A 22,432-nucleotide genomic window follows, 5' to 3' on the forward strand; every position below is an offset into this window, starting at 1 on the left:
CCCCGGTGGCCGGGGTCGCTGGTCAGGTTCGGGCGCGGGGCTGAGGTTGTTGGTCACGCGCGGAGCGCGGGGTTCGGGTTGTTGGTCGGGTCCGGAGCGCGGGGCTGGGGCCGTTGGTCAGGTGCAGGGCACGGGGCTGGCGTCGTTGGGCACGCGTGCAGCGCGGACTGAGGTAGTGGCGCGGAGCGTGGCTTTAGCGCGGAGCGCAGGCTTGGCGCGGAGCGTGCCTTAGCGCGGAGCGTGAGCTTGGCGCGGAGCGTGCCCTTAGCACAGAGCACAGGCTTGGCGCAGAGCACGAGCTTTAGCCCAGAGCACGAGCTTTGACCCGAAGCACAAGCTTTGGCTCGAAGCGCAAGCTAAAGCCCCCACCCCCCGCCCTCACCTCTCATCCCACTCCACCCCCATCTCCACCAACCCCCTCCCCACCAAACTCCTCCGATGCACCGGCACCACCCCCTCCCCCAACCTCAAGCTAGGCACCCTCCCCACCAACCGCTCGAACGCGATCTGCATCTTCAACCTGCTCAGCGCCGCCCCCACGCAGTGGTGCACCCCATACCCGAACACCATGTGCTCCCGCGCGTTCGCCCGCCGGATGTCGAACCGCTCCGGCTCCGCGAAAACCGTCTCGTCATGCGCCGCCGAATCCGCATGCAGCAGCACCTGCACCCCCGCCGGAATCGTCCGGCCGTGCAGTGTCACGTCCCGCGTCGTCGTCCGGAAGCTCCCCAGGCTCGCCCCGTCGATCCGCAGGCTCTCCTCGATCATCCCCGGGATCAGCGCCGGGTCCGCGACGATCTCCTCCCACGCCTCCCGCTCCCGCATCAGCCGGTAGACCGCGTTCGACACCCCGTTCGGCACCGTGTCGTTCCCGCCCAGCAGCAGGGCGCTGATCGTCTCCACCACCTCACGATGGGAGAGACCCTCCGCGCCCGTGTCGATCAGCCCCGCCATCAGCGAGACGAAGTCGTCCCGCGGCTCCGCCCGCCGATCGCTCACCAAGCGGTCCACATAGTCCAGGTACTTCAGGAAGTCCTGCGCCAGCTCCAACTGCCGCTCCGGCGGCTGCGGCGACAGGAACAGCTGGAACCACGACAGCACGTACTGCTTCACCTGGTGCTCGTCCTCCGGCGGCACCCCGATGAACGCCGCCGACAACCTCGCCGACGGCAGGTGCGCCACCTCCGCCACGAAGTCCGCCGCCCCCTTCGGCACCACCGCGTCCAGCACGCCGTCCATCTCCGCGCGGAACCGGTCGCCCAGCCGTTCCACCGCGCGCGGTGTGAACGCCCGGGAGATCGCGCGGCGCATCCGCGTGTGCTTCGGCGGGTCCACGTTCGCCGCGAAGTCGTCCAGGAACGACCGGTGTTCGCCCAGCACCTCCTTCACCTGGTCCGTCAGCGTCCGCGAGATCGTCAGCGAGCCGACGCTCGAATACACCCGGTGGTCCCGGTACGCCGCGCGCACGTCGTCGTAGCGCGTCAGCACCCACATCCGCAGGTGCTCGCTCCAGAACACCGGTTCCTCGTGGCGCAGCCGCCGCAGGAACGGGTACGGGTTCGCGACGTGCCAGTCCGACGACACGTCGAAGTCGGCCGCGGTCTCGGGGGTGGTCACCGTGGGTCTCCGCTCGGAAGGGCGCCGCTCAGGATGCGGCGGGGGTTGACGACGAGCATCCGCTCGATCTGCGCCTCGGTCACTCCGGCGGCGCGCAGCGCGGGCAGCACGTCCCGCGAGATGTGCAGCAGGTGGTAGTTCGGGTGGCGCTCCTTCACCACCTCCGGCTCGAAGCGGTCGTTGAAGCAGTAGGAGTCGTGGGACAGCACCATCCGGTCCGCGTAGCCGCGCTCGCACAGCGCCACGACGGTCGCCACCCGGTCCTCAAAAGAGCAGAACTCGATCCCGAAGCGGTCCATCCCCAGGTAGGAGCCTGCGGCGATCAGTTCCTCCAGGTAGCCCAGGTCCGTGGAGTCGCCCGCGTGCCCGATCACCACCCGCGACAGGTCCACGCCCTCTTCCGCCAGCAGTTTCTGCTGGTTCAGGCCGTTCCGGGTGGACGACTCGCTGTGCGTGGTGATCGGCGCCCCGGTCTCGCGATGTGCCTGCGCCACCGCCCGGATCACCCGTTCGACGCCCGGCGTCATCCCCTGGCGGCCGGTCGCGCACTTCAGCATCCCCGCCTTGACGCCCGTCCGCCCGATCCCCTCGGTGATGTCCCGGACGAAGAACTCCGCCAGCCGATCGGGGCCGCCGAACAGGCTCCCCGGCCCCCGGTTCGCGAAGTAGGCCGGGAGCGCGTCGTAGGTGTACAAGCCCGTCGCCGCGACGATGTTCACCTCGGTCTGCTCGGCCACCCGCCGCACCGCCGGGACGTACCGGCCCAGCCCGATCACCGTCAGGTCCACGATCGTGTCGATCCCGGCGGCCTTCAGCTCGTTCAGCTTCCCGGCCGCCTCCCGCGCGCGTTCCTCCAGGTCCCAGCCCTCGGGGATGTCGGGCCAGTTCCACAGGATCTCCGGGCTCAGCCCGAACACGTGCTCGTGCATCAGCGTCGCGCCCGCGTCGGCGATCGGGCCCCGCATCGTCTGGATCGTCATGCGACCGGCACCACCGGGAACAGCGGGTGCTCGAACGGCCCGTTCACGGTCAGCCCCAGGTCGTCGGTCTGCCCGTAGGGCGCGCCCGTGTAGAGGGCGGCGGCGTCGAAGTAGGTCGCGGTGAACGACAGCCGGGGTTGTTCGCGCCGGTTCGCCGGTGCTCCGTGGATCACCAGGCTGTGGTGCACGGTCGCGTCGCCCGCCGCCAGGTCCGCCGGTTCCGACAGCGGCAGGTCCGCCAGCCAGGGGTGCTGGCTCAGCGCGTCGTCGTCCTCGCGCACGAAGCTGCGCCCCAGTGGCCCGTAGACGTGCGAACGTTCGTAGAAGCGCAGCGCCCCCATGTCCGCCGGCATGTCCGCCAGCGCCAGCCAGACCGTCAGCATCGACGCGCGGTCCATCGGCATCCACGGGAAGTCCTGGTGGAATACCGTCGCCCCGTGCCCGTCGTCCCCGGCGGGCTCCTTGACCAGCAGGTTCGTCACCTGCAACCGCACCGCGTCCACGCCCACCAGCAGCCGCGTCACGTTGTGCGCCAGCGTCGGCGACAGTGACAGCGCCGCGAACGCCTCGTCGTGCCGGGCGATGTCGCGGTCCTGGCCGAACGCCTGGTCCACGAAGGAGTTGCGGAACCCGCGCCGCCGCTCGGCCAGCCGCTCCAGCGCGCGTTCGCGGAGGTCGGCCACGAAGTCCGCGCCCACCAGGCCGGGCAGCCGCGCCCAGCCCCGCGCGCGGAAGTGCGCGATCTCGTCGTCGGTCACCGTGCGGACGGGAGCTTGCAACACCGGAACGCCCATGGCCGTGACGGTAACGCCGCACACCTGGGCGAAGCAAGCGCTTGGTATACAGTGCCGTCCATGCGCCCCTTCCGCTTCGCCGCCGTCCTGCGCGACGCCGCCTCGGCCGCCGGGTGGGCGGCCAAGGCGCGCCGCCTGGAGGACTCCGGATTCGACGCCCTGCTGGTCCCCGACCACCTGGTCGGGCCGCGCTTCGCGCCGCTCGCCGCCATGACCGCCGCCGCCTGCTCCACCACCCGCCTCAAGGTCGGCACGCTGGTGTTCGCCAACGACTTCCGCCACCCGGCCGTGCTCGCCAAGGAGGCCGCCACGCTGGACGTGTTGTCGGACGGCCGCCTGGAGTTCGGCCTCGGCACCGGCTGGATGGCCCACGACTACGACCGCGCCGGGCTCGTCCTCGACCCGCCCGGCACCCGCGTGGACCGGCTCACCGAGGCGATCGACGTCCTCAAGGGGTTGTGGCGCGGCGGCCCGTTCAGCTACACCGGCGAGCACTACCGCATCGACGGCCTGGAGCAGGAGCCCGTCCCCCTCCAGCGCCCCGGTCCCCGCCTGATGCTGGGCGGCGGCGGCCCGCGCATGTTGCGGCTGGCCGCCCGCGAGGCCGACATCGTCAACCTCACCCTGCGGGTCCGCGCCGACGGCTCGGGCCCCGACACCGGCGACGGCGGCCCGGACGCCTTCCGCCGCAAGATCGACGTCCTCCGGGAGGCCGCCGGGGACCGGTTCGACGACCTGGAGCTCGGCACCTCGGTCCTGCGCGTCGGCTCCTCCGGCGGCGCCCACGCCTGGAGCGCCGCCGCCCCCGACGCCCAGGCCGACACCCCGCAGGTCCTCACCGGCGACCCCCAGGAGATGGCCGAGCGGCTACGCCGCTGGCGGGCCGATTTGGGACTGTCCTATTTCGTGCTCCATCACGAGACGGATCTGGCCGCGTTCACCCCGGTCGTGGCCGAACTCGCCGCCGGATGACCACATTTCGCACTCGGCCGATCGCCAAGGGTGCGACCGGCGTAGGATGCGGACGTCCCCCCGAACCCGACGGACGCCCGAGGCAGCGGTGGCGAGTCCTGAAACACGGCCGGGCAACCTGCCGGCGGAGACGACCAGCTTCGTCGGCCGCCGGGAGGAGCTCGCCGAGATCGGCCGGTGCCTGAGCCGGGCACGGCTGGTCACGCTCCAGGGGCCGGGCGGGGTCGGCAAGACCCGGCTGGCGCTGCGCGCCGCCACCGACCTGCGGCGCCGCTTCCCCGACGGCGTGTGGCTGGTGGAGCTGTCGGCGCTGTGCGCGCCCGAGCTGCTGGCCCGCACCGTCGCCGAGACGTTGCGGCTGCCGGGCCTGACGGCGGGCGACGCCGTGGACCTGCTGGCCGACCACCTGGCCGACCGGCGGCTGCTGCTGGTGCTCGACACCTGCGAGCACCTGGTGCACGCGTGCGCGATGCTCGTGGAGACCCTGCTGGCGGCCGCGCCCGGCCTGCGCGTGCTGGCCACCAGCCGCGAGTCGCTCGGCATCGCGGGCGAGCACACCGTGTTCGTCGCGCCGCTGGAGGTGCCGCGCCCCGGCGACCCGGCCGCCGCCTCCTGCGACGCGGTGGCACTGTTCGCCGACCGCGCCACCGCCTGCCGCCCCGGCTTCACGATCGCGCGCGACAACCGCGCCGCCGTCGGGCAGCTGTGCCGCCGGCTGGAGGGCATCCCGCTGGCGCTGGAGCTGGCGGCGGTGCGGCTGCGGGCCATGCCGGTGGAGGAGATCGTCGAGCATCTGGACGACCGGTTCCGGCTGCTGGGCCCGGCGCGCACCGGCGAGCGGCGGCACCAGACGTTGCGCACCGCCATCGCCTGGAGCCACGACCTGTGCCTGCCGCCCGAGCGCATGTTGTGGGCGCGGCTGTCGGTGTTCCCCGGCGACTTCGACCTGGCGGCCGCCGAGCGGATCTGCACCGACGCGCACCTGCCGGTGGAGGAGCTCCTCGAAGTCCTCACCATGCTGGTCGACAAGTCCATCGTGCGCTTCGACCGCGACGGCCCCCGCTACCGGATGCTCGACACCCTGCGCGAGTACGGCGCCGAGCTGCTCGACCGCAGCGGCGAGCACGACCTGCTGCGGCGGCGGCACCGCGACCACTACACCGCGCTGGCCGAGCAGGCGCGCAAGGAGCGTCTCGGCGACCGGCAGCTGCACTGGATCGGGCGGCTGCGCGACGAGGCGGGCAACCTGCGGGCGGCGCTGGAGTGGTCGCTCGCCACCCCCGGCCAGGAGCGCGACGGCCAGCGGCTGGCGGTGCTGCTGTGCGACCACTGGTTCATCACCAGCCGCTACGGCGAGGGCCGCGAGTGGCACCGCCGCGCCCTGGCGGCCGTCCCGCCCGACGCCCCCGGGCGCGGCATGGCGGTGTACGGGGCCGGGATGTTCGCGGTGCTCCAGGGCGACATCGACGCGGCCGCGCCGCTGCTGGCCGAGGCGCTGCGGATCGCCGAGGCCACCGGCGACCCGGCGCTGCGCGCCCACGCCCTCCAGGAGCAGGGCCGCGCCTGCTTCGCCGCCGGCGACCTGGACGGCGCGCTGGACCTCTACCAGGAGGCCCAGGACCTGTACGACGCGGTCGGCCACCCCAACGCCCCCGCCATGATGATCTACACCGACCTCGCGTCGGTGCACATGTTGCGCGACGACCTGACCGCCGCGATCGCCGTCGCCGAGCAGGGCATGCGGTTGTGCGCGGCGACCGGCGAGCGCTGGTGCTGGGGCTCGGCGTCGTGGGTGCGCGGCGCCGCGCACTGGCGGGCGGGCGCGACCGGCGAGGCCGTCGCCGCCGTCCGCGAGATCCTGCCGGTCGCGGCGGCCTTCGACGATCAGGCGGGCATGGCGATGTGCCTGGACCTGCTGATGGTGTGCGCGGTGTCGGCGGGCCGGCACGAGCGGGCCGCGACGCTGGCGGGCGCCGCCGGGGTGTTGTGGGAGCGGGTGGGCGCTCCGCTGCACCGGGGGCCGCACTACGCGGCGATACGCGACCACGAGGTCCGGGCGGCCCGCCGCCAGCTCGGCTCCGGGCGAATGGCGGAGCTGCTGGCGCGGGGCGCGCGGTTCACGGCCGGGGAGGCCGTCGCGTTCGGGCTGGACGACCGCGACGGCGGCTGACACCGTCGCCTACCCTCTCACCAGGGAAGCCTTTATGCCGCCAAAGTGCGAAAGTGGAGGCGGACACAGCTGAACGGCCGGTTTCGACCGGCGAGATTGGGTGGACGATGAGCAGCCGAGAGGCCCCGCGCGCCGATTACGACGACTCCGCGCTGGAGGTCGGCAAGCCGAAGGAGTGGGCGGCGGGCGTCCCCGGCGTCGCGGCGGCGCTGCGCGACTCCTACGAGCAGATGGGCGTGCGCCGCGCGGCCCTGACGCTGCTGCGCGTCAACCAGAAGAAGGGCTTCGACTGCCCCGGCTGCGCGTGGCCGGAGGGCGAGCGGCGGCACACCGCCGAGTTCTGCGAGAACGGCGCGAAGGCCGTCGCCGAGGAGGCCACGACCCGGCGCGTGACGCGCGACTTCTTCGCCGAGCACACCGTGGACGAGCTGGGCGAACGTTCGGACATGTGGCTGGGCCAGCAGGGCCGCCTCACCGAGCCGATGATCCGCCGGGCCGGGTCGGCGCACTACGAGCCGGTGTCGTGGGACGAGGCGTTCGGCCTGGTCGCGACCGAGCTGAACGCGCTGGACTCCCCCGACCGGGCCGCCTTCTACACCTCCGGCCGCACCAGCAACGAGGCCGCGTTCGCCTACCAGCTGTTCGTGCGCGCGTTCGGCACCAACAACCTGCCCGACTGCTCCAACATGTGCCACGAGTCGTCGGGCTCGGCGCTGACCGAGACCATCGGCATCGGCAAGGGCTCGGTGCTGCTCGACGACCTCCGCAAGGCCGACCTGATCTTCGTGGTCGGGCAGAACCCCGGCACCAACCACCCCCGCATGCTCTCCGCCCTGGAGGACGCCAAGCGCGCCGGGACGAGGATCGTGGCCGTCAACCCGCTGCCCGAGGCCGGGCTGATGCGGTTCAAGAACCCGCAGCGCCCCTCCGGCGTGGCGGGCAAGGGCACCGCGCTGGCCGACCGCTTCCTCCAGATCCGACTGAACGGCGACCTCGCGTTGTTCCAGGCCCTGAACCGGATGCTCCTCGAATCCGACGACCCCGACGCCGTCGACCGGGCGTTCCTGGACGAGCACACCGCCGGTTTCGCGGCGTTCGAGGAGCACTCCCGCGCGCTCGACTGGGATCAGGTCCTGGAGGCCACCGGCCTCACCCGCGACGAGATCGCCGCCACACTCGGCGACGTCCTGGCCGCCAAGAGCATCGTGGTGTGCTGGGCGATGGGCCTGACCCAGCACCGCAACTCGGTGCCCACCATCCGCGAGGTCGTCAACTTCCTGCTGCTGCGCGGCAACATCGGCCGCCCCGGCGCGGGCGTGTGCCCGGTGCGCGGCCACTCCAACGTGCAGGGCGACCGCACGATGGGCATCTTCGAGCGGCCCCGGCCCGAGTTCCTGGACGCGCTGGCCGCCGAGTTCGGGTTCGAGCCGCCCCGCGCGCACGGCCTGGACGTGGTCGACACCATCCGCGCGATGCGCGACGGCAAGGTCCGCGTGTTCGTGGGCATGGGCGGCAACTTCATCCGCGCCACCCCCGACTCGGCCGTCACCGAGGCCGCGATGCGCCGCTGCCGCCTGACCGTCCAGGTGTCCACCAAGCTCAACCGGTCGCACGCGGTGACCGGCGGGCAGGCGCTGATCCTGCCGACGCTGGGCCGCACCGAACGCGACGTGCAGGCCACCGGCGCGCAGTTCGTGTCCGTCGAGGACTCCATGGGCATGGTGCACGCCTCGCGCGGCCGTCTCGCCCCGGCCTCCCCGGCGCTGAAATCGGAGGTCGCGATCGTGTGCGGGCTGGCCCGCGCCACGTTGAAGGACTCCCCCGCCGACTGGTCGGCGATGGAGGACGACTACGACGTCGTCCGCGACCACATCTCCCGCGTCGTGCCCGGCTTCGCCGACTTCAACGCGCGCGTCCGCGGCCCCGCCGGGTTCACCCTGCCGCACGCGCCGCGCGACGAGCGGCGCTTCCCCACCGCCACCGGCAAGGCCAACCTGACGGTCAACCCGCTGGAGGTGCTGCGGGTGCCCGAGGGGCGGCTGCTGCTCCAGACCGTCCGCAGCCACGACCAGTACAACACCACTATCTACGGCATGGACGACCGGTACCGGGGCGTCCGCGCGGGCCGCCGCGTGGTGTTCGTCAACCCCGGCGACCTGGCCGCGCTCGGCCTGGCCGACGGCGGCACGGTGGACCTGGTCTCGGAGTGGGAGGACGGCGTCGAGCGCCGCGCGCCGGGCTTCCGGCTGGTGGCCTACCCGACCGCGCGCGGGTGCGCGGCGGCGTACTTCCCCGAGACGAACGTGCTGGTCCCGCTGGACAGCACCGCCCAGGTCAGCAACACCCCCACCTCCAAGTCGATCGTGGTGCGGCTGGAACCGGCCGTATAACGCTCCGGCCGAGGGGCGGCCGGAACGCCGCCGGGACGTTACGATGCGCTCATCGGTGAACACCGAACGGGTGGAGCGTCTGGTGACGGTACTGGCGGCCGAAGGCAGGGCGGGCAACCTGCCCGCCGAGGTGACCCGCTTCGTCGGGCGCGCCCAGGAGCTGGCCGAGGTCGCGGACCTGGTGGAACGCGAGCGGCTGGTGACCCTGTGCGGGCCCGGCGGCGTCGGCAAGACGCGGCTCGCGCTGCGCCTGGCCGCCGACCTGCGGCCCTCCTTCGCCGACGGCGCGTGGCTGGTGGAGCTGTCGGCGCTGCGCGAGCCGCAGCTGCTGCCCCGGCTGGTCGCCGAGGCGCTGGGCCTGTGCGACCAGACCGCGCGCGACGCGGTGCAGTCGCTGGAGGACTACCTGTCGGACCGGCACCTGCTGCTGGTGCTAGACACCTGCGAGCACATGGTGGACGCCTGCGCGATGCTCGCCGAGCTGCTGCTGCGCGCCGCGCCCCGGCTGCACGTGCTGGTCACCGGCCGCCAGCCCCTGGACCTGCTGGGCGAGCACACCTACGCGCTGCCGCCGCTGGCGGTGGCCGACGCCGGGTCCGGCCCCGACCCCGACTCCGACTCCGGCGGCGACTCGGTCGCCCTGTTCGCCGACCGCGCCGCCGCGAGCGCCCCCGGCTTCGAGATCACGCCGGACAACCGGGCGCAGGTGGCCCGGCTGTGCCGCCGGCTGGAGGGCATCCCGCTCGCCATCGAGCTGGCCGCCGTCCGGCTGCGCACCATGTCGCTGGACCAGATCGCCGCCCGGCTGGACGACCGGTTCCGGGTGCTCGGCACCGCCCGCACCCGGCACGCGCGGCACCAGACGCTGCACGCGGCGGTGAGCTGGAGCCACGAGTTGTGCACGCCCGAGGAGCAGGCGCTCTGGGGGCGGTTGTCGGTGTTCCCCGGCGACTTCGACGACCGGGCGGCCGAGGCGGTCTGCACCGGCGGCCCGGCCTGCGGCGACGTCCTGGACCTGCTGGGCGCGCTGGTCGACAAGTCGGTCCTGCTCCGCGACCGCGACACCGGCCGCTACCGCATGCTCGACACCCTCCGCGAGTTCGGCGCGGGGCTGCTGGACGCGCCCGCCGCCGCCGAGCTGCGCGACCGGCACCTGCGCCACTACCTGGCGCTCGCCGAGCACGCCGAGCGGGGCATCTCCGGGCCGGACCAGACGGCGCTGATCACCGGGCTGGGCGCCGAGCGGCACAACCTGCGGGTCGCGCTCGACCACGCGTTCTCCGCCCCCGGCGCCGAGCCCGCCGCGCTGCGCCTGACCCGGCTGCTGTACATGCCGTGGGTGATCCTGGGCCTGTTCGGCGAGGCCCGGGGCTGGGCGCAGCGGGCGCTGACGCTGCGGACTGCCGAAGACCCCGCCGGGAACCCCGCCGACGGCTCCGAACGGTGCTGGGCCCTCTACTCGGCCGTCGTGCTCGCCGCCCTCCAGGGCGACGGCGACGCGGCGCGCCCGCTGCTGGACGAGCTGGTCCGGGTCGCCCCGGCCTGCGCCGACGCCGAGCTGAGCGCGCACGTCCCGCAGGCCCGCGGCCTGGTGTCCTTCTTCACCGGCGACACCAGGACGGCCGCCGAGCACCTGGAGGAGGCCCTGACGGCCCGGCGCGCCCTGGGCTGCGACCACCCCCGGTCGCTGGTGAGCTACCCGCTGCTGGCCGGGTCGTACGGGCTGCTCGGCCGCGCCGAGCGGGCCATGGCCGTGGCCGACGAGGGCCTGCGCGAGACCGGGCGCGTCGGCGACGCCTGGAACGGCTCGGCCCTGATGTACAGCCGGGGCCTGGTGCGCTGGACGGCGGGTGACGCCGCCGGGGCGATGCCCGACGTCCTGGCCTCGCTGCGGCTCAAGGACGGCTCGTCGGACGCCCTCGGCCACGCCATCACGCTCGACCTGGCCGCCGTGTGCGCGGCCGACCTCGACGCCCCGGACCGGGCCGCCACGCTGCTCGGCTTCACCGCCCTCCTGTGGGAACGGCTCCGCGTGCCGATGCTGGGCCCGGCCTACGCCGCCCTGCGGCAGAGCTGCCTGGAGTCGCTGCGCGAGCGGCTCGGCGAGGAGCGCTTGGCGGACGGGATGCGGCACGGCGCGTCCCACACGCTCGCCGAGGCGACGGCCCTGGCGCTCGGCGAGGCCGACTCCGGCGGGCCCGGACCGGCCGCCGGACGCCGCCGCGCCCGCTCGCTGACCCCGCGCGAACGCGAGATCGCGGGCCTGGTCGCCGAGGGTCTGTCCAACCGGCGGATCGCCGAGCGGCTGGTCATCGCCAAGCGCACCGTCGACTCCCACGTCGAGCACATCCTCGCCAAGCTGGAGGTCGCCTCCCGCGCCCAGGTCGCGGTCTGGGTCGAGCGGCACGGCCACGCCTCCGGCGACGACCCCGGCCATGCCGACGACCCTGACGACACGAGCGGACCGGCCCCGCCCTGAGATAACGGACCGCAGGTAAATCCAGGTTCGCCGCAAGCGCCCGATCCGGCGGGGCGGACCGGCATACGATGGGCGGCGCGCCCCCGTTCCGACACGAGGTGACCGTGACCTCTCCGCCCGAGAGACCGCGCGGCGGCAACCTGCCCGCCGAGGTGACCAGGTTCATCGGCCGCCGCCAGGAGCTGGCCGAAGCCCGGCAGGCCCTGTCGCGGTCCCGGCTGGTCACCCTCACCGGCGTGGGCGGCGTCGGCAAGACGCGGCTGGCGGTGCGGCTGGCGGCCGAGCTGCACCGCTCGTTCCCCGACGGCGCGTGGCTGGCGGAGCTGTCGGCGCTGCGCGAGCCCGAGCTGCTGCCGCGCACCGTCGCCGACGCGCTGCACCTGCCCGGCCAGTCGGCGGGCAGCCAGGTGGAGCGGCTGGCCGACCACCTGTCGGACAAGGACCTGCTGCTGGTGCTCGACACCTGCGAGCACCTGATCGAGGACTGCACCGCGCTGGTGGAGGTGCTGCTGCGCACCGCGCCGCGGTTGCGGGTGCTGGCCACCAGCCGCGAGCCGCTGGACGTGATGGGCGAGCACAACCTGGTCATCTCGCCGCTGCCGGTGCCCGCCTGCGGCGGCCGTCCCGGCGAGGGCGACGCGGTGGCGCTGTTCGCCGACCGCGCCGAGGCGATGGTGCCGGGGTTCGCGCTGACCGACGACAACCGCCAGACCGTGACGCGGCTCTGCCGCCGCCTGGACGGCATCCCCCTCGCGATCGAGCTGGCCGCCGTGCGGCTGCGCACCATGTCGGTCGACCAGCTCCTGGCCCGCATCGACGACCGGTTCAAGCTGCTCGGCACCGCCCGCGCGGGCCGCAACCGGCACCGCACGCTGCGCGCGGCGATCGAGTGGAGCCACGAGCTGTGCACCGAGGACGAGCGGCTGCTGTGGGCGCGCTTGTCGGTGTTCCCCGGCGACTTCGACCTCGCCGCCGCCGAGGCGGTGTGCTCGGGCCCCGGCCTGGAGGCCGACGACCTGCTGGAGGTGCTGGGCCGCCTGGTGGAGAAGTCGGTGGTGTTGTGCGAGCACGACGGCAGCCGCTACCGGATGCTCGACACCATCCGCGAGTACGGGGCCGAGCGGCTGACCGAGCGCGGCGGCGACGCCGAGCCCCGCCGCCGCCACCGCGACCACTACCTGGCGCTGGCCGAGCGGTCCCGGGCGGCCGCGCTCGACGGCGGGCAGCTCGACTGGCTGATCCGGCTGCGCGCCGAGAACGCCAACCTGCGGGTCGCGCTGGAGTACTCGCTGGCGACGCCCGGCGAGGAGGCGACCGGCCTGCACCTGGCGGTGGTCCTCCAGCACTACTGGATGTGCCTGGGGCTGTTCGGCGAGGCGCGGCGCTGGCACGAGCGGGCGCGCGCCGTCGCGGCCGGGAAGGCGCCCGAGGGCGGGCCGGAGGGCGCGTGGCTGGACTGCTTCACCGGGATGATCGCGGTGCAGCAGGGCGAGGCGGCGCTGAGCCGGACGCTGATCGAGCCCGCGCTGCGCTCGGCCGACCCCGACCTGCGCGCGCACGCGGTGCACGTGCAGGGGCTGATCGCGCTGTTCGAGGGCGACCTCGCGCAGGCGCAGGCGCGGCTGGAGGAGGCGCGCGCGGCGTTCGAGGCGGGCGGCTACCGCGACCCGCTGGCGCTGCTGACCGGCCCGCACCTGTCGTCGGTGCTGCTGCTCCAGAGCAAGAACGACCAGGCGCTGGAGCTGGCCGAGGTGACGGTGCGGTCGGGCGAGGCGACCGGCGAGCAGTGGCACCACTCGTTCGCGCTGTACGCGCGGGGCGCGGCGTTGTGGTGGCAGGGCGAGCACGCCGAGGCGGTGCGCGACCTGCTGGCCTGCCTGGAGATCAAGGAGCGGCTGGGCGACCAGCTCGGCATCACGCTGGCGCTGGACCTGCTGACGCCCGCGCCGGTGGTGCGCGGCGAGGACGAGCAGGCGGCGATGTTGCTGGGCGCGACCGAGCGCATGTGGCGGGCGCTCGGCGCGTCGCTCCAGTACGGGCCGCACTACATGAAGCGGCGCGCGATGTCGGAGAAGGCCGTGCGCAAGCGCATGGCCGACGACCGGTTCGAGGCGGCCAAGCGGCGCGGCGTGGAGATGACGATCGCCGAGGCGATCGGGCTGGCGCGGGGCGAGGCGCCGCCGCCGATCCCCGAGCACGCCCGCGAGCCGCTGAACGTCCGCGAGCGGCAGGTCGCGACGCTGGTCGGCGAGGGCCTGTCCAACCGGGAGATCGCCGACCGGCTGACGCTCGCCAAGCGCACGGTCGACTCCCACATCGCGCACATCCTGGCCAAGCTCGGCATCTCCTCGCGCGCCGAGATCGCCGCGTGGAGCCGGCAGACGCTGGGCGGCGCGGCCCGCTGAGGGCCGTGCGCGCCCATCACGGCCGCATGTCGTGGCCGCACGTCATGGCCACACGTCAGCGCCGCACGGGTGGAGCGCCTCTGGTCAGTCCTCGCGGCGCGGGGCGAGCTTGCTGCCGGGGTAGGGGCTGAGCAGCGTCTCGCGCCACGGGCCGTCGAGATGGGCGCGGGCGCGCTTGCGCCAGCTCAGCAGCCGGTGGTCGGGCTCGGCCTCGTCGTCCATGCCCAGCGCGGCGTCGCGGGCGCGCTGCACCTCCAGGTGGGAGTCGATGTCGGTGCCCCACAGCGTGACGACCTCGGTGTCGCAGAGCTGCACCTCGTACGCGCCGACGAGCCGGTGCCCGTGGTCGGCCATGATCGGCGCGCGCTCCTCGCGCACCGCCGCCAGGTAGTCCAGCGCCGCGCCGGGCCGCACCTGGGCGCTCTCGAACAGGTACAGCGGCGCGGCGTAGCGCTCGGCGACCAGGTCGGCCAGCACCGGCGAGCCGGGCGCGGCGGCCAGCGGGCGGGAGAACGCGCCGTGCCGCAGGTCGTCGATGTCGGACAGGAACAGGTTGGCCTGCACGTCGTCGTAGATCTCCAGCATCTGCCGCCAGCCGCCGTCCCAGCCGCCGTGGCAGTCCCAGAGCGTCACCACCTTGAACTGCGGATGGCCGCTGATGCCGACGGCGTAGAACGCGCCGACCAGGTCGATCTCGCGGGACCGGATCGACAGCCCCGCGGTGAGCTCGGCGTCACCGGCGGCGCGGCGGTCGTCCTCCTGCTTGTAGGCGGTGAGCCAGCGCAGGTACTCCAGCGGCCTGCGCGAGTTCATCGGGTGGAACTCGACCTCTTCGAGCAGGTGGACGGCACGGCGCACGACGCCTCCCATGAGCCAAGCGGACGCTTGTTTGGGACACTAGCGCCCGGCGGCCGCTCCCGCCAGGGGCGGCCGGCGGTCGCGCCACGGGCGCGCCTCCTCCAGCGCGCGGCACACCGCCATGACCAGGGCGTCGGCGTGGCGCGGGCCGACGACCTGGAGGCCGACCGGCAGGCCGCCGTCCGTCCACCCGCACGGCACGCTCGCGGCGGGTTGCTGGGTCATGTTGAACGGGTAGGTGAACGGCGTCCACGACGCCCAGCGCTCGCCGGGCCGCCCGCCCGGCGTCTCCCGGCCCGCCTCGAACGCGGTGATCGGCAGCGTCGGGGTGACGAGCGCGTCGTACCGCTCGTGGAAGCGGCCCATCGTCCGGCCCAGCTCGACCCGGCGCGCGGTGGCGTCCAGGTAATCGCCCGCGGACAGGCGCGCGCCGCGCTCGCAGACCTCGCGCAGACCGGGGTCCAGCCGGGCGCGCTGCCCGGCGTCCAGGTGCTCCACGACCTTGGCCGCGCCCGCGAACCACAACACCTCGAACTCGGCGATCGGGTCGGCGAACCCCGGGTCGGCCTGCTCGACCCCGGCCCCCAGCTCGGCCAGCGTCGCGACGGCCTCCGCCACCAGCGCCGCCACCTCCGGATCGACCCGCGCGTAGCCGAGGGCCGGGCTGTAGGCGATGCGCAGGCCCGCCAGGTCGCGCGGAGCGGCCCCGGCGAAGGGGACGGCGGGCGGCGGCAGCGCCGACCAGTCGCGGGAGTCGAAACCGGCCGCCACGTCCAGCAGCAGCGCGGCGTCGGCCACGCTGCGCGCCATCGGTCCCACGTGCGACAGTGTGCCGAACGGGCTGGCGGGATGGTGCGGCACCAGGCCGTAGGTGGGCTTGAGGGTGAAGGTGCCGGTGAAGGCGGCGGGGATGCGCACCGAGCCGCCGCCGTCGGTGCCCAGCGCGAGCGGCGCCATCCCGGCCGCGACCGCCGCCGCCGCGCCGCCGCTGGACCCGCCGGGCGTGCGGGCGGGGTCCCACGGGTTGCGGGTGACGCCGGTGAGGGGGTTGTCGGTGACGCCCTTCCACGCGAACTCGGGGGTGGTGGTCTTGCCGACCAGCACCGCGCCGTGCTCGCGCAGCCGCGCGACGCCGGGCGCGTCCTCGTCCCAGGTCTGGTGCGGGTCGATGGTGGTGGAGCCGCGCAGGGTGGGCCAGCCCTTGGTGAGTAGGACGTCCTTGATGGAGACAGGGACGCCGTCGAGCAGGCCCGCCGGTTCGCCGCGCCGCCAGCGTTCGGTGGCGGCGCGGGCGGCGTCGAGCGCACGGTCGGCGTCCACCAGGCAGAACGCGTTGAGGTGCGGGTCGGCCGCGCCGATGCGGGCCAGCACCGCCCCGGTGGCCTCGACGGGGGACAACGTCCCGGAGCGGTAGGCGTCCAGCAGTTCGGTCGCGGTCAGGTCGGCGGGATCGGTCGCACCGGTCATGGCACCCCTTCGCGGACGTAGCCGAGCCGCTTGTCCACGACGTTGCGCAGCGGCCGGCGGTGGCAGTGGCGGTCGAGGTTGTCGGCGAACAGGGCGACCAGCGCCTCGCGCCATCCGGCGGCGTCCCCGGCCATGTGCGGGGAGACGACGACGTTCGGCATGTCCCACAGCGGCGACGCGGCGAGCAGCGGCTCGTCCTCGAACACGTCCAGCGCCGCGCCCGCGATCCGGCCCGCGCGCAGCGCCGCGACCAGGTCGTCCTGCACCACCAGCGGGCCGCGCCCCACGTTGATGAGGCGGGCGGTCGGGCGCATGCGGGCGAGGGCGGCGGCGTCGATCATTCCGCGCGTGCGCGCGGTGAGCGGCGCGGCGAGCACGACGTAGTCGGCCTGCGCGAGCGCGGCGTGCAGATCGTCCATCGCCCACACCGTGCCGAGATCGGGGTCGGCGGGCCGGGCGGCGCGGCCGAGGCCGGACACGCGCAGCCCGGCGGCGGTGAGGGTGCGGCCGACGGCGCGGCCGATCGGGCCGGTGCCGACGACCAGCGCGCGGGCCCCGGCCAGGCGCTCGGTCTCGCGATGCCGCCAGGTGCGCCCGGCCTGGAGGCGCAGCGTGGTGTGCAGGTCCTTGGCGAAGCACAACACCAGGCCGAGCACGTACTCGGCGATCGGCTCGTCGAACACCCCGCGCGAGTTGGTGACGACGGTCGGGCCGTCCGCCAGCGCGGGGAACAGGAGCCGGTCCACTCCGGCGCTGGCGATGTGCACCCAGCCGGGGCCACCGCCCGCATCCGGCCATGCGTCGGCCAGCGCCTCGGACCAGAAGTGCCACATGAACAGCACGTCGGCGGACGGCAGCGCCTCGGCCAGCCCGGATTCGTCCACGTAACGGACGTGGGCGAGGCGTTCGACGGCGGTCATGTCCGGCAGCGGCTCCGGGCCCCGCAACACCACGACGTCGAGGCGGGAGACCGGATTCATACGCACCTGTTCCTCATGGGCTGGATGCGGCTTTTCTATGCGTTTCTCGGCGTTACTTTCCGCAGTCCCGAGTTAACGGCGATGCAACGCGACGGGCATTGACACGCTAGGAAGCGCTCGTAGGATTGTCAACAATCAGCACGGCCGGGCCGTGCTCCCACCCCTGATCCTTGGGGAGGTCCGCTGCACATGCCCAAGCTGATGACCGTCACCCTGGAGCGCCGCGGCGTCTCCTGCGTGGCCGAGCTGCTGGAGAAGGACGCGCCGCGCACCTGCGCGGCGGTCTGGGCGGCGCTGCCGCTGGCGGGCGACGCCTACCACGCCAAGTACGCGCGCAACGAGGTCTACACGATGGTCGAGCGGTTCGCCGCCGAGGAGGTGGGCCTGGAGAACCCGACCGTCACCCCCATCCCCGGCGACGTCGTCTACTTCTCCTTCTCCGGCGGGATGCTCGACCGGGCGTTCAAGGAGGAGAAGGGCATCGGGGCGCTGCCCGGCGTCATCGACCTCGCGCTGTTCTACGGCCGCAACAACCTGCTGCTCAACGGAGACGTCGGCTGGGTGCCCGGCAACGTCTACGCCACCGTCGTGGAGGGTCTGGGCCCGATGGCCGAGGCGTGCAACGACGTGTGGCGGTCGGGCGCGGTCGGCGAGCGCCTGGTCTACCAGCGGCACGAGCGCTGAGCGGCAGGCCGGCGATGGCATTCGACCCCGCGCTGGTCGTCGGGCCGGAACTGCTCGCCCAGACCGGGATCGGGGTGGTCGCGCCGTTCGACTTCGCGCTGGACCGCGAGTTGTGGCGCTGGACGCCCGACGACGTGTCGTTGTTCCTGACCCGGCTGCCGTACGTGCCGGTGCCGGTGACGGTGGAGATGGCGGGCGCGCTGTCGGACCACTCGATCGTGCGGCAGGCGGTGCGCGACGTGCTGGCCCCCGAGCCCCTCGCCGTCGCCTACGCCTGCGCGTCGGGCAGCTTCGTCGGCGGCGCGGCGGGCGAGCTGGACCTCCACCGCACGATGCTGGCGGCCGGGGCCCCGGCGGCGGCCACCACCTCCGGCGCGCTGGTGGAGTCGTTGCGGCTGCTGGACGCGCGGCGGATCGCGGTGGTCACCCCCTACATCGACAGCGTCACCGAACGGCTGGTCTCCTTCCTCGGCGAGTACGGCGTCGCGGTGGCGTCCTCGGTCGGGATGGGGCTGCTCAGCCACATCTGGAAGATCGGCTACCGGGAGATCGTGGCGGCGGTCTCGGCGGTGGACCGGCCCGACGCCGAGGCGGTGTTCATCAGCTGCACCAACGTGCCGACCTACGACATCATCGCGCCGCTGGAGGCCATGCTCGGCAAGCCCGTCCTCACCGCCAACCAGGTCACGATGTGCGCGGCGCTGCGCGCGATGGGCTCCCCGGCCGCCGGGCCCGGCCAGTGGCTGGTGCGGCGCACGCGCCCCACGGCGGCCTGACCACCGCGCGGGCGGCGTCACCCGGCCGCTACGATTGTCGACAATCTGCCGCAGACGAGGCGTCGGGAGGCACGGTGGGACGGAACGCGGGCCTGTCGGTGGGCTTCCTGTACCCCGGCCACAGCGCCGAGGACGACTACCCCGCGATCGAGGCGCTGCTCGGCGACGTCGCGCTGCCCGTCGTGCACACCACCATGCGCGAGGACGCGCACCGCGTGGACGCGCTGCTGGACATCGGCGGCGCGGACGTGCTCGACGTGGGCGCGCGACGGCTCCGGGAGCTGGGCGTGGACGCGGCGGTGTGGGCGTGCACCAGCGGCAGTTTCGTGTTCGGGTGGGACGGCGCGACGGCGCAGGCCGCCGGGATCGCCGAGGCGGCGGGCGTGCCCGCGTCCAGCACCTCGTTCGCGTTCGTCAACGCCGCGCGGCATCTGGGCGTGCGGCGCGTGGCGGTCGCGGCGACCTACCCCGAGGACGTGGCCGAGCACTTCGCGGCCTTCCTCGGCGGGGCCGGGATCGAGGTGGTCGCGCTGGGCTGCCAGGACATCGTGACCGCCGCCGAGGTCGGCGCGCTGGACCGCGAACGTGTGCTGGAGTTCGTCGCCGCCGGAGACCACCCCGACGCCGACGCCGTTCTCGTGCCCGACACCGCCCTGCACACCGCGCACCGGCTGGACGAGCTGGAGCGACGCCTCGCCAAGCCGGTGCTCACCGCCAACCAGGTGAGCGTCTGGGAAGGGTTGCGCCTGGCGGGCGGCACGCGCCCGCGCACGGGTCTCGGCAGGTTGTTCGCCGCCGGATGGAGCTAGGAAGAAGAGACATGGGCCGTTTGGGAGAACTGGAGCCGGTCCCCCGCCGCTCGACCGTCGAGATCGTGTCGGCCGAGCTGCGCGCCGCGATCCTGTACGGGTCGCTGGCGCCCGGGACCCAGCTCGGCGAGGCCGAGCTGGCGGCGCGGCTGGGCATCAGCCGGGGGCCGCTGCGCGAGGCCATGCAGCGCCTGGTGCAGGAGGGCCTGCTGCACAGCGAGCCGCACCGGGGGCTGTTCGTCGTCACGCTCGACCACGACGACGTCGAGGACGTCTACCGGGCGCGGCTCGCCGTCGAGCGCGAGGCGTGCCGCCTGGTGATGGCCCGCAACCGGGGCGAGGCCGTCGCGCGGCTGACCGAAGCGCTGGAGGGCCTGGTCACCGCCGCGCGCGAGCGCGACCGGGTGGCGATGAGCGACGCCGACCAGGCGTTCCACCAGGTGCTGGTCAGCGCCTCGGGCAGCCCCCGGCTGGAGCGCATGGCGCAGACGTTGCTGGTGGAGACCCGCATGTGCCTGAACGCGCTCCAGGACACCTACCCCGAGCCCGAGGAGCTGGTCGAGGAGCACCGGCGGCTGGTGGACGCCATCGCCGACGGCGCCGAGGACCGGTTGCTGCTGCTCATCGAGGAGCACATGATCGACTCCGTCGAGCGGCTGCGGCCCGCGCCCTGACCTCTGGACAGCGTCCGCCGCGCGTGATGCCATGACGGCAGATTGTCGACAATCTCCCCCGGGAGGGGCGCATGGCGAAGCTGTCCCCGGTGCTCAGGCAGGCCACCCCCGTACTGGCCGAGCGCGGTGAGGGGGTGTACCTGTTCGACACCTCCGGCCGCCGGCACCTGGACTTCACCGCCGGAATCGGGGTGACCGGCACCGGGCACTGCCATCCCCGGGTGGTGGCGGCGGTGCAGCAGCAGGCGGCCCGGCTGATGCACGGCCAGTACACCACCGTGCTGCACCGGCCGCTGCTGCGGCTGACCGAGCGCCTGGGCGCGGTGCTGCCCGCCGGGCTGGACTCGTTGTTCTACCTCAACAGCGGCAGCGAGGCGGTGGAGGCGTCGATCCGGCTGGCGCGGCACGCCACCGGGCGGCAGAACATCGTGGTGTTCCACGGTTCCTTCCACGGCCGCACGATGGGCGCGGCCGCCGCGACCACGGCGGGCACCAAGTTCCGGGCCGGGATCGGGCCGCTGATGCCGGGCGTGACGGTGGCCCCTTTCCCGCAGGCGTACCGGTACGGGTGGAGCGAGGCGGAGGCGACCCGTTTCGCGCTGCGCGAGCTTGACTACCTGCTGGCGACGGTCAGCGCGCCACAGGAGACGGCGGCGTTCCTGGTGGAGCCGGTCCTCGGCGAGGGCGGCTACATCCCCGCGCCGCCCGGCTTCCTGGAGGGGCTGCGCGAGCGCGCCGACCGGCACGGCGTGCTGCTGGTCGTGGACGAGGTGCAGACCGGGTTCGGGCGCACCGGCCGGTTCTGGGGCCACCAGCACTCGGCCGCCGTCCCCGACGTCCTGGTCACCGCGAAGGGCCTGGCCAGCGGCCTGCCGCTGTCGGCGATCGCCGCGCCCGCCGCGCTGATGGAGAAGGCGTGGCCGGGCTCGCAGGGCGGCACCTACGGCGGCAACGCGATCGCGTGCGCCGCCGCGCTGGCGACGCTGGAGGTGATCCAGGACGAGAGCCTGGTCGCCAACTCCGCCGAGATGGGCGCGCGCCTGCACGAGGGGCTGCGCAAGGTCACCGCCGACCATCCCGTGGTCGGCGACGTGCGGGGCCGGGGGCTGATGCAGGCCGCCGAGTTCACCGGCCCGGACGGCGAGCCCGACACCGCGACGGCCCTGCGCGCGCACAGGGCGGCCGTCGAGCGCGGGTTGTTGCTGCTGACCTGCGGCCCGTACGGCAACGTCGTCCGGATGATCCCGCCGCTGGTGGTGACCGCCGCGCAGATCGACGAGGCCCTGGAGTTGTGGTCCGCCGCCATGGCCGAGGCCGTGACGGGAGGTTAGTGGCAGCCCTCGTGGCCGGAACCGGGTGCCGTCCGTGCGGCGGGCGGTGCCGCTCCGGGCGGCGTCGGGGTGGTGGAGGGCACGGCCGGGGCGGGTGTGGGTCTCGGCGTCGGCGAGGCGTCGCGGTCACGTCCGGCCTCGGACCGCCCGTACAGGCGGGCGTCGCTGGACTGGGAGCGTCCGGGGCTCAGCGCGATGTCGCGGGCGACGGCGCGGCCGCCGTAGCGGTCGGTCACGCGCACGGTGAACGGGCCGCCGCCCAGGCCCGTCGCCGTCCACTGGTTGTCCATGCCCCGGCTCAGCTCGCGCCACCGGTCGCCCTGGCGCACCTCCACGCGCGCCAGCGGGTTGCCGTGCCCGGTGACCAGCAGGGCGAGCCAGCCCGCCGACGATCCGGACTTGACGCGGAACGCCAGCCGCCCGGTCTCGCCCGGGTCGCGCAGCAGCCCGTAGCGGACGGGGGCCGTTCCCCTGGCGGTGCCGCCCGCCGCCCGGCGGAACGCCTCCTCGCTGAGGTCGAGATGGCCCGACCCGCAGCCCTGGCACCGGTCCGCGACCATGACGCGCACGGTGCCGCGCGGTCCCTCGATCTCCAGGTACGCGCCGCACAACTCCGCGCGCCCGAACTCGCGCGCCGACAACGACGCGTACAGCCCGCCGGGCGGCAGCGGCCCCAGCGAGCACAACACCTCCGACCAGTCGCGGTGGAAGACCGCCGTGCCCTCGCCGGTGAAGTCGGGCGACGGATCGGCTAAAGGAGCGTGCCCGGCGGCGCGTACGGACGGCGGAAGAGCGGCGGCGCAGGCACCCTCCTGGAGCCGGATCGCGCCGAGCGCGAGCGCCGCGATCGCGGCGATGGACAGGGCCGCCCACACCCAGCGCGGGCTCGGCCTCCGTCGCGGTGTCGCATGCATCGCGCCCTCCCCCGAGGCGGCCGGAGACCCGGCCTCACTAAGTAATCAGCCACGCACGCGGAGTGTTACCGCGCCGCCGCGCGCCGGTGCGCCGCCGCCCGGGGAGGCCGCTGCTGTTAGATTCCGAATCTC

The 22,432-nt window shown here is 74.1% G+C and carries 17 protein-coding genes; 10 read left to right on the top strand and 7 right to left on the bottom strand.

Annotated features, from left to right (window positions below; all coding sequences use genetic code 11):
- Nucleotides 1–378: 378 nt before the first annotated feature.
- From AH6_RS33605 to AH6_RS33615, 3 genes are read right to left on the bottom strand one after another with little or no spacing between them, the layout of a single operon-like run.
- Nucleotides 379–1,617 (bottom strand): cytochrome P450, encoded by a 1,239-nt coding sequence (locus tag AH6_RS33605; protein WP_067488289.1) that lies wholly within the window; start codon nucleotides 1,615–1,617, stop codon nucleotides 379–381.
- Nucleotides 1,614–2,597, bottom strand: coding sequence for a phosphotriesterase family protein (locus AH6_RS33610; protein WP_067488291.1), 984 nt, complete (start codon nucleotides 2,595–2,597; stop codon nucleotides 1,614–1,616). Before AH6_RS33610 ends, AH6_RS33605 begins: the two co-directional genes overlap by 4 nt.
- Complete coding sequence (locus tag AH6_RS33615) at nucleotides 2,594–3,391, bottom strand: phytanoyl-CoA dioxygenase family protein (RefSeq protein ID WP_067488293.1); 798 nt, start codon at nucleotides 3,389–3,391, stop codon at nucleotides 2,594–2,596. The genes AH6_RS33610 and AH6_RS33615 overlap by 4 nt, the downstream gene beginning before the upstream one ends.
- A 60-nt stretch (nucleotides 3,392–3,451) precedes the next feature.
- Here AH6_RS33615 and AH6_RS33620 point away from each other — a divergent pair, with 60 nt between their 5' ends.
- From AH6_RS33620 to AH6_RS33640, 5 genes are all read left to right on the top strand, one after another.
- Nucleotides 3,452–4,363: a TIGR03621 family F420-dependent LLM class oxidoreductase gene (locus AH6_RS33620; protein ID WP_067488294.1), complete on the top strand. Its 912-nt coding sequence runs from the start codon at nucleotides 3,452–3,454 to the stop codon at nucleotides 4,361–4,363.
- A gap of 88 nt (nucleotides 4,364–4,451) precedes the next feature.
- Nucleotides 4,452–6,533, top strand: coding sequence for an ATP-binding protein (locus AH6_RS33625; RefSeq protein WP_067488296.1), 2,082 nt, complete (start codon nucleotides 4,452–4,454; stop codon nucleotides 6,531–6,533).
- Between the two features lie 107 nt (nucleotides 6,534–6,640).
- Nucleotides 6,641–8,923 carry an FdhF/YdeP family oxidoreductase gene (locus AH6_RS33630; RefSeq protein ID WP_067488298.1) on the top strand — a complete coding sequence of 761 codons (2,283 nt, stop codon included), beginning with the start codon at nucleotides 6,641–6,643 and terminating at the stop codon, nucleotides 8,921–8,923.
- A 55-nt stretch (nucleotides 8,924–8,978) separates the two neighbouring features.
- On the top strand, nucleotides 8,979–11,402 hold the full coding sequence (locus AH6_RS33635; RefSeq protein WP_245679579.1) for an ATP-binding protein: 2,424 nt from the start codon (nucleotides 8,979–8,981) through the stop codon (nucleotides 11,400–11,402).
- 104 nt (nucleotides 11,403–11,506) lie between these two features.
- The gene (locus tag AH6_RS33640; RefSeq protein WP_245679580.1) at nucleotides 11,507–13,807 is read left to right on the top strand and encodes an ATP-binding protein; all 2,301 of its coding nucleotides are present in this window, start codon (nucleotides 11,507–11,509) and stop codon (nucleotides 13,805–13,807) included.
- A gap of 84 nt (nucleotides 13,808–13,891) precedes the next feature.
- On the opposite strand, the gene AH6_RS33645 is transcribed toward AH6_RS33640, so the two are convergent.
- Genes AH6_RS33645 through AH6_RS33655 form a run of 3 tightly spaced genes read right to left on the bottom strand, consistent with a single transcriptional unit; the run spans nucleotide 13,892 to nucleotide 17,112 of the window.
- Complete coding sequence (locus AH6_RS33645; protein WP_218005998.1) at nucleotides 13,892–14,677, bottom strand: NIPSNAP family protein; 786 nt, start codon at nucleotides 14,675–14,677, stop codon at nucleotides 13,892–13,894.
- Between the two features lie 27 nt (nucleotides 14,678–14,704).
- Complete coding sequence (locus AH6_RS33650) at nucleotides 14,705–16,132, bottom strand: amidase (RefSeq protein ID WP_067488305.1); 1,428 nt, start codon at nucleotides 16,130–16,132, stop codon at nucleotides 14,705–14,707.
- A complete protein-coding gene (locus AH6_RS33655; RefSeq protein ID WP_067488307.1) occupies nucleotides 16,129–17,112 on the bottom strand; it encodes a D-2-hydroxyacid dehydrogenase in 984 nt (327 codons plus the stop codon). Before AH6_RS33655 ends, AH6_RS33650 begins: the two co-directional genes overlap by 4 nt.
- 201 nt (nucleotides 17,113–17,313) lie before the next feature.
- On the opposite strand from AH6_RS33655, the gene AH6_RS33660 reads away from it, so the two are divergent.
- From AH6_RS33660 to AH6_RS33680, 5 genes are all read left to right on the top strand, one after another.
- A complete protein-coding gene (locus AH6_RS33660; protein ID WP_174555149.1) occupies nucleotides 17,314–17,796 on the top strand; it encodes a DUF3830 family protein in 483 nt (160 codons plus the stop codon).
- Between the two features lie 14 nt (nucleotides 17,797–17,810).
- Nucleotides 17,811–18,572, top strand: a complete 762-nt coding sequence (locus tag AH6_RS33665) for a maleate cis-trans isomerase family protein (RefSeq protein ID WP_083983743.1) — start codon at nucleotides 17,811–17,813, stop codon at nucleotides 18,570–18,572.
- 74 nt (nucleotides 18,573–18,646) lie between these two features.
- Nucleotides 18,647–19,381, top strand: coding sequence for a maleate cis-trans isomerase family protein (locus AH6_RS33670; RefSeq protein WP_373861845.1), 735 nt, complete (start codon nucleotides 18,647–18,649; stop codon nucleotides 19,379–19,381).
- Between the two features lie 11 nt (nucleotides 19,382–19,392).
- Complete coding sequence (locus AH6_RS33675; RefSeq protein WP_067488311.1) at nucleotides 19,393–20,055, top strand: GntR family transcriptional regulator; 663 nt, start codon at nucleotides 19,393–19,395, stop codon at nucleotides 20,053–20,055.
- Between the two features lie 71 nt (nucleotides 20,056–20,126).
- Entirely contained in the window at nucleotides 20,127–21,386 is a 1,260-nt protein-coding gene (locus AH6_RS33680) for an aspartate aminotransferase family protein (protein ID WP_067488313.1), read from the top strand.
- Here the strand turns inward: AH6_RS33680 and AH6_RS33685 are convergent.
- Nucleotides 21,383–22,300 (bottom strand): expansin EXLX1 family cellulose-binding protein, encoded by a 918-nt coding sequence (locus AH6_RS33685; RefSeq protein WP_083983744.1) that lies wholly within the window; start codon nucleotides 22,298–22,300, stop codon nucleotides 21,383–21,385. The two genes, AH6_RS33680 and AH6_RS33685, sit on opposite strands and share 4 nt — an antisense overlap.
- Nucleotides 22,301–22,432: the final 132 nt, after the last annotated feature.

This window comes from Actinomadura hibisca NBRC 15177 (genome assembly GCF_001552635.1).
In the GTDB taxonomy this organism is placed as follows: Bacteria; Actinomycetota; Actinomycetes; order Streptosporangiales; family Streptosporangiaceae; genus Spirillospora; species Spirillospora hibisca.

What these genes read in the sequence shown, in the direction of transcription:
- AH6_RS33610 (WP_067488291.1), bottom strand. Translation starts at nt 2,597, where the DNA reads ATGACGATCCAGACGATGCGGGGCCCGATCGCCGACGCGGGCGCGACG.
- AH6_RS33665 (WP_083983743.1), top strand. Translation starts at nt 17,811, where the DNA reads ATGGCATTCGACCCCGCGCTGGTCGTCGGGCCGGAACTGCTCGCCCAG.
- AH6_RS33680 (WP_067488313.1), top strand. Translation starts at nt 20,127, where the DNA reads ATGGCGAAGCTGTCCCCGGTGCTCAGGCAGGCCACCCCCGTACTGGCC.
- AH6_RS33615 (WP_067488293.1), bottom strand. Translation starts at nt 3,391, where the DNA reads ATGGGCGTTCCGGTGTTGCAAGCTCCCGTCCGCACGGTGACCGACGAC.
- AH6_RS33620 (WP_067488294.1), top strand. Translation starts at nt 3,452, where the DNA reads ATGCGCCCCTTCCGCTTCGCCGCCGTCCTGCGCGACGCCGCCTCGGCC.
- AH6_RS33645 (WP_218005998.1), bottom strand. Translation starts at nt 14,677, where the DNA reads ATGGGAGGCGTCGTGCGCCGTGCCGTCCACCTGCTCGAAGAGGTCGAG.
- AH6_RS33660 (WP_174555149.1), top strand. Translation starts at nt 17,314, where the DNA reads ATGACCGTCACCCTGGAGCGCCGCGGCGTCTCCTGCGTGGCCGAGCTG.
- AH6_RS33675 (WP_067488311.1), top strand. Translation starts at nt 19,393, where the DNA reads ATGGGCCGTTTGGGAGAACTGGAGCCGGTCCCCCGCCGCTCGACCGTC.
- AH6_RS33630 (WP_067488298.1), top strand. Translation starts at nt 6,641, where the DNA reads ATGAGCAGCCGAGAGGCCCCGCGCGCCGATTACGACGACTCCGCGCTG.
- AH6_RS33655 (WP_067488307.1), bottom strand. Translation starts at nt 17,112, where the DNA reads ATGAATCCGGTCTCCCGCCTCGACGTCGTGGTGTTGCGGGGCCCGGAG.
- AH6_RS33685 (WP_083983744.1), bottom strand. Translation starts at nt 22,300, where the DNA reads ATGCATGCGACACCGCGACGGAGGCCGAGCCCGCGCTGGGTGTGGGCG.
- AH6_RS33650 (WP_067488305.1), bottom strand. Translation starts at nt 16,132, where the DNA reads ATGACCGGTGCGACCGATCCCGCCGACCTGACCGCGACCGAACTGCTG.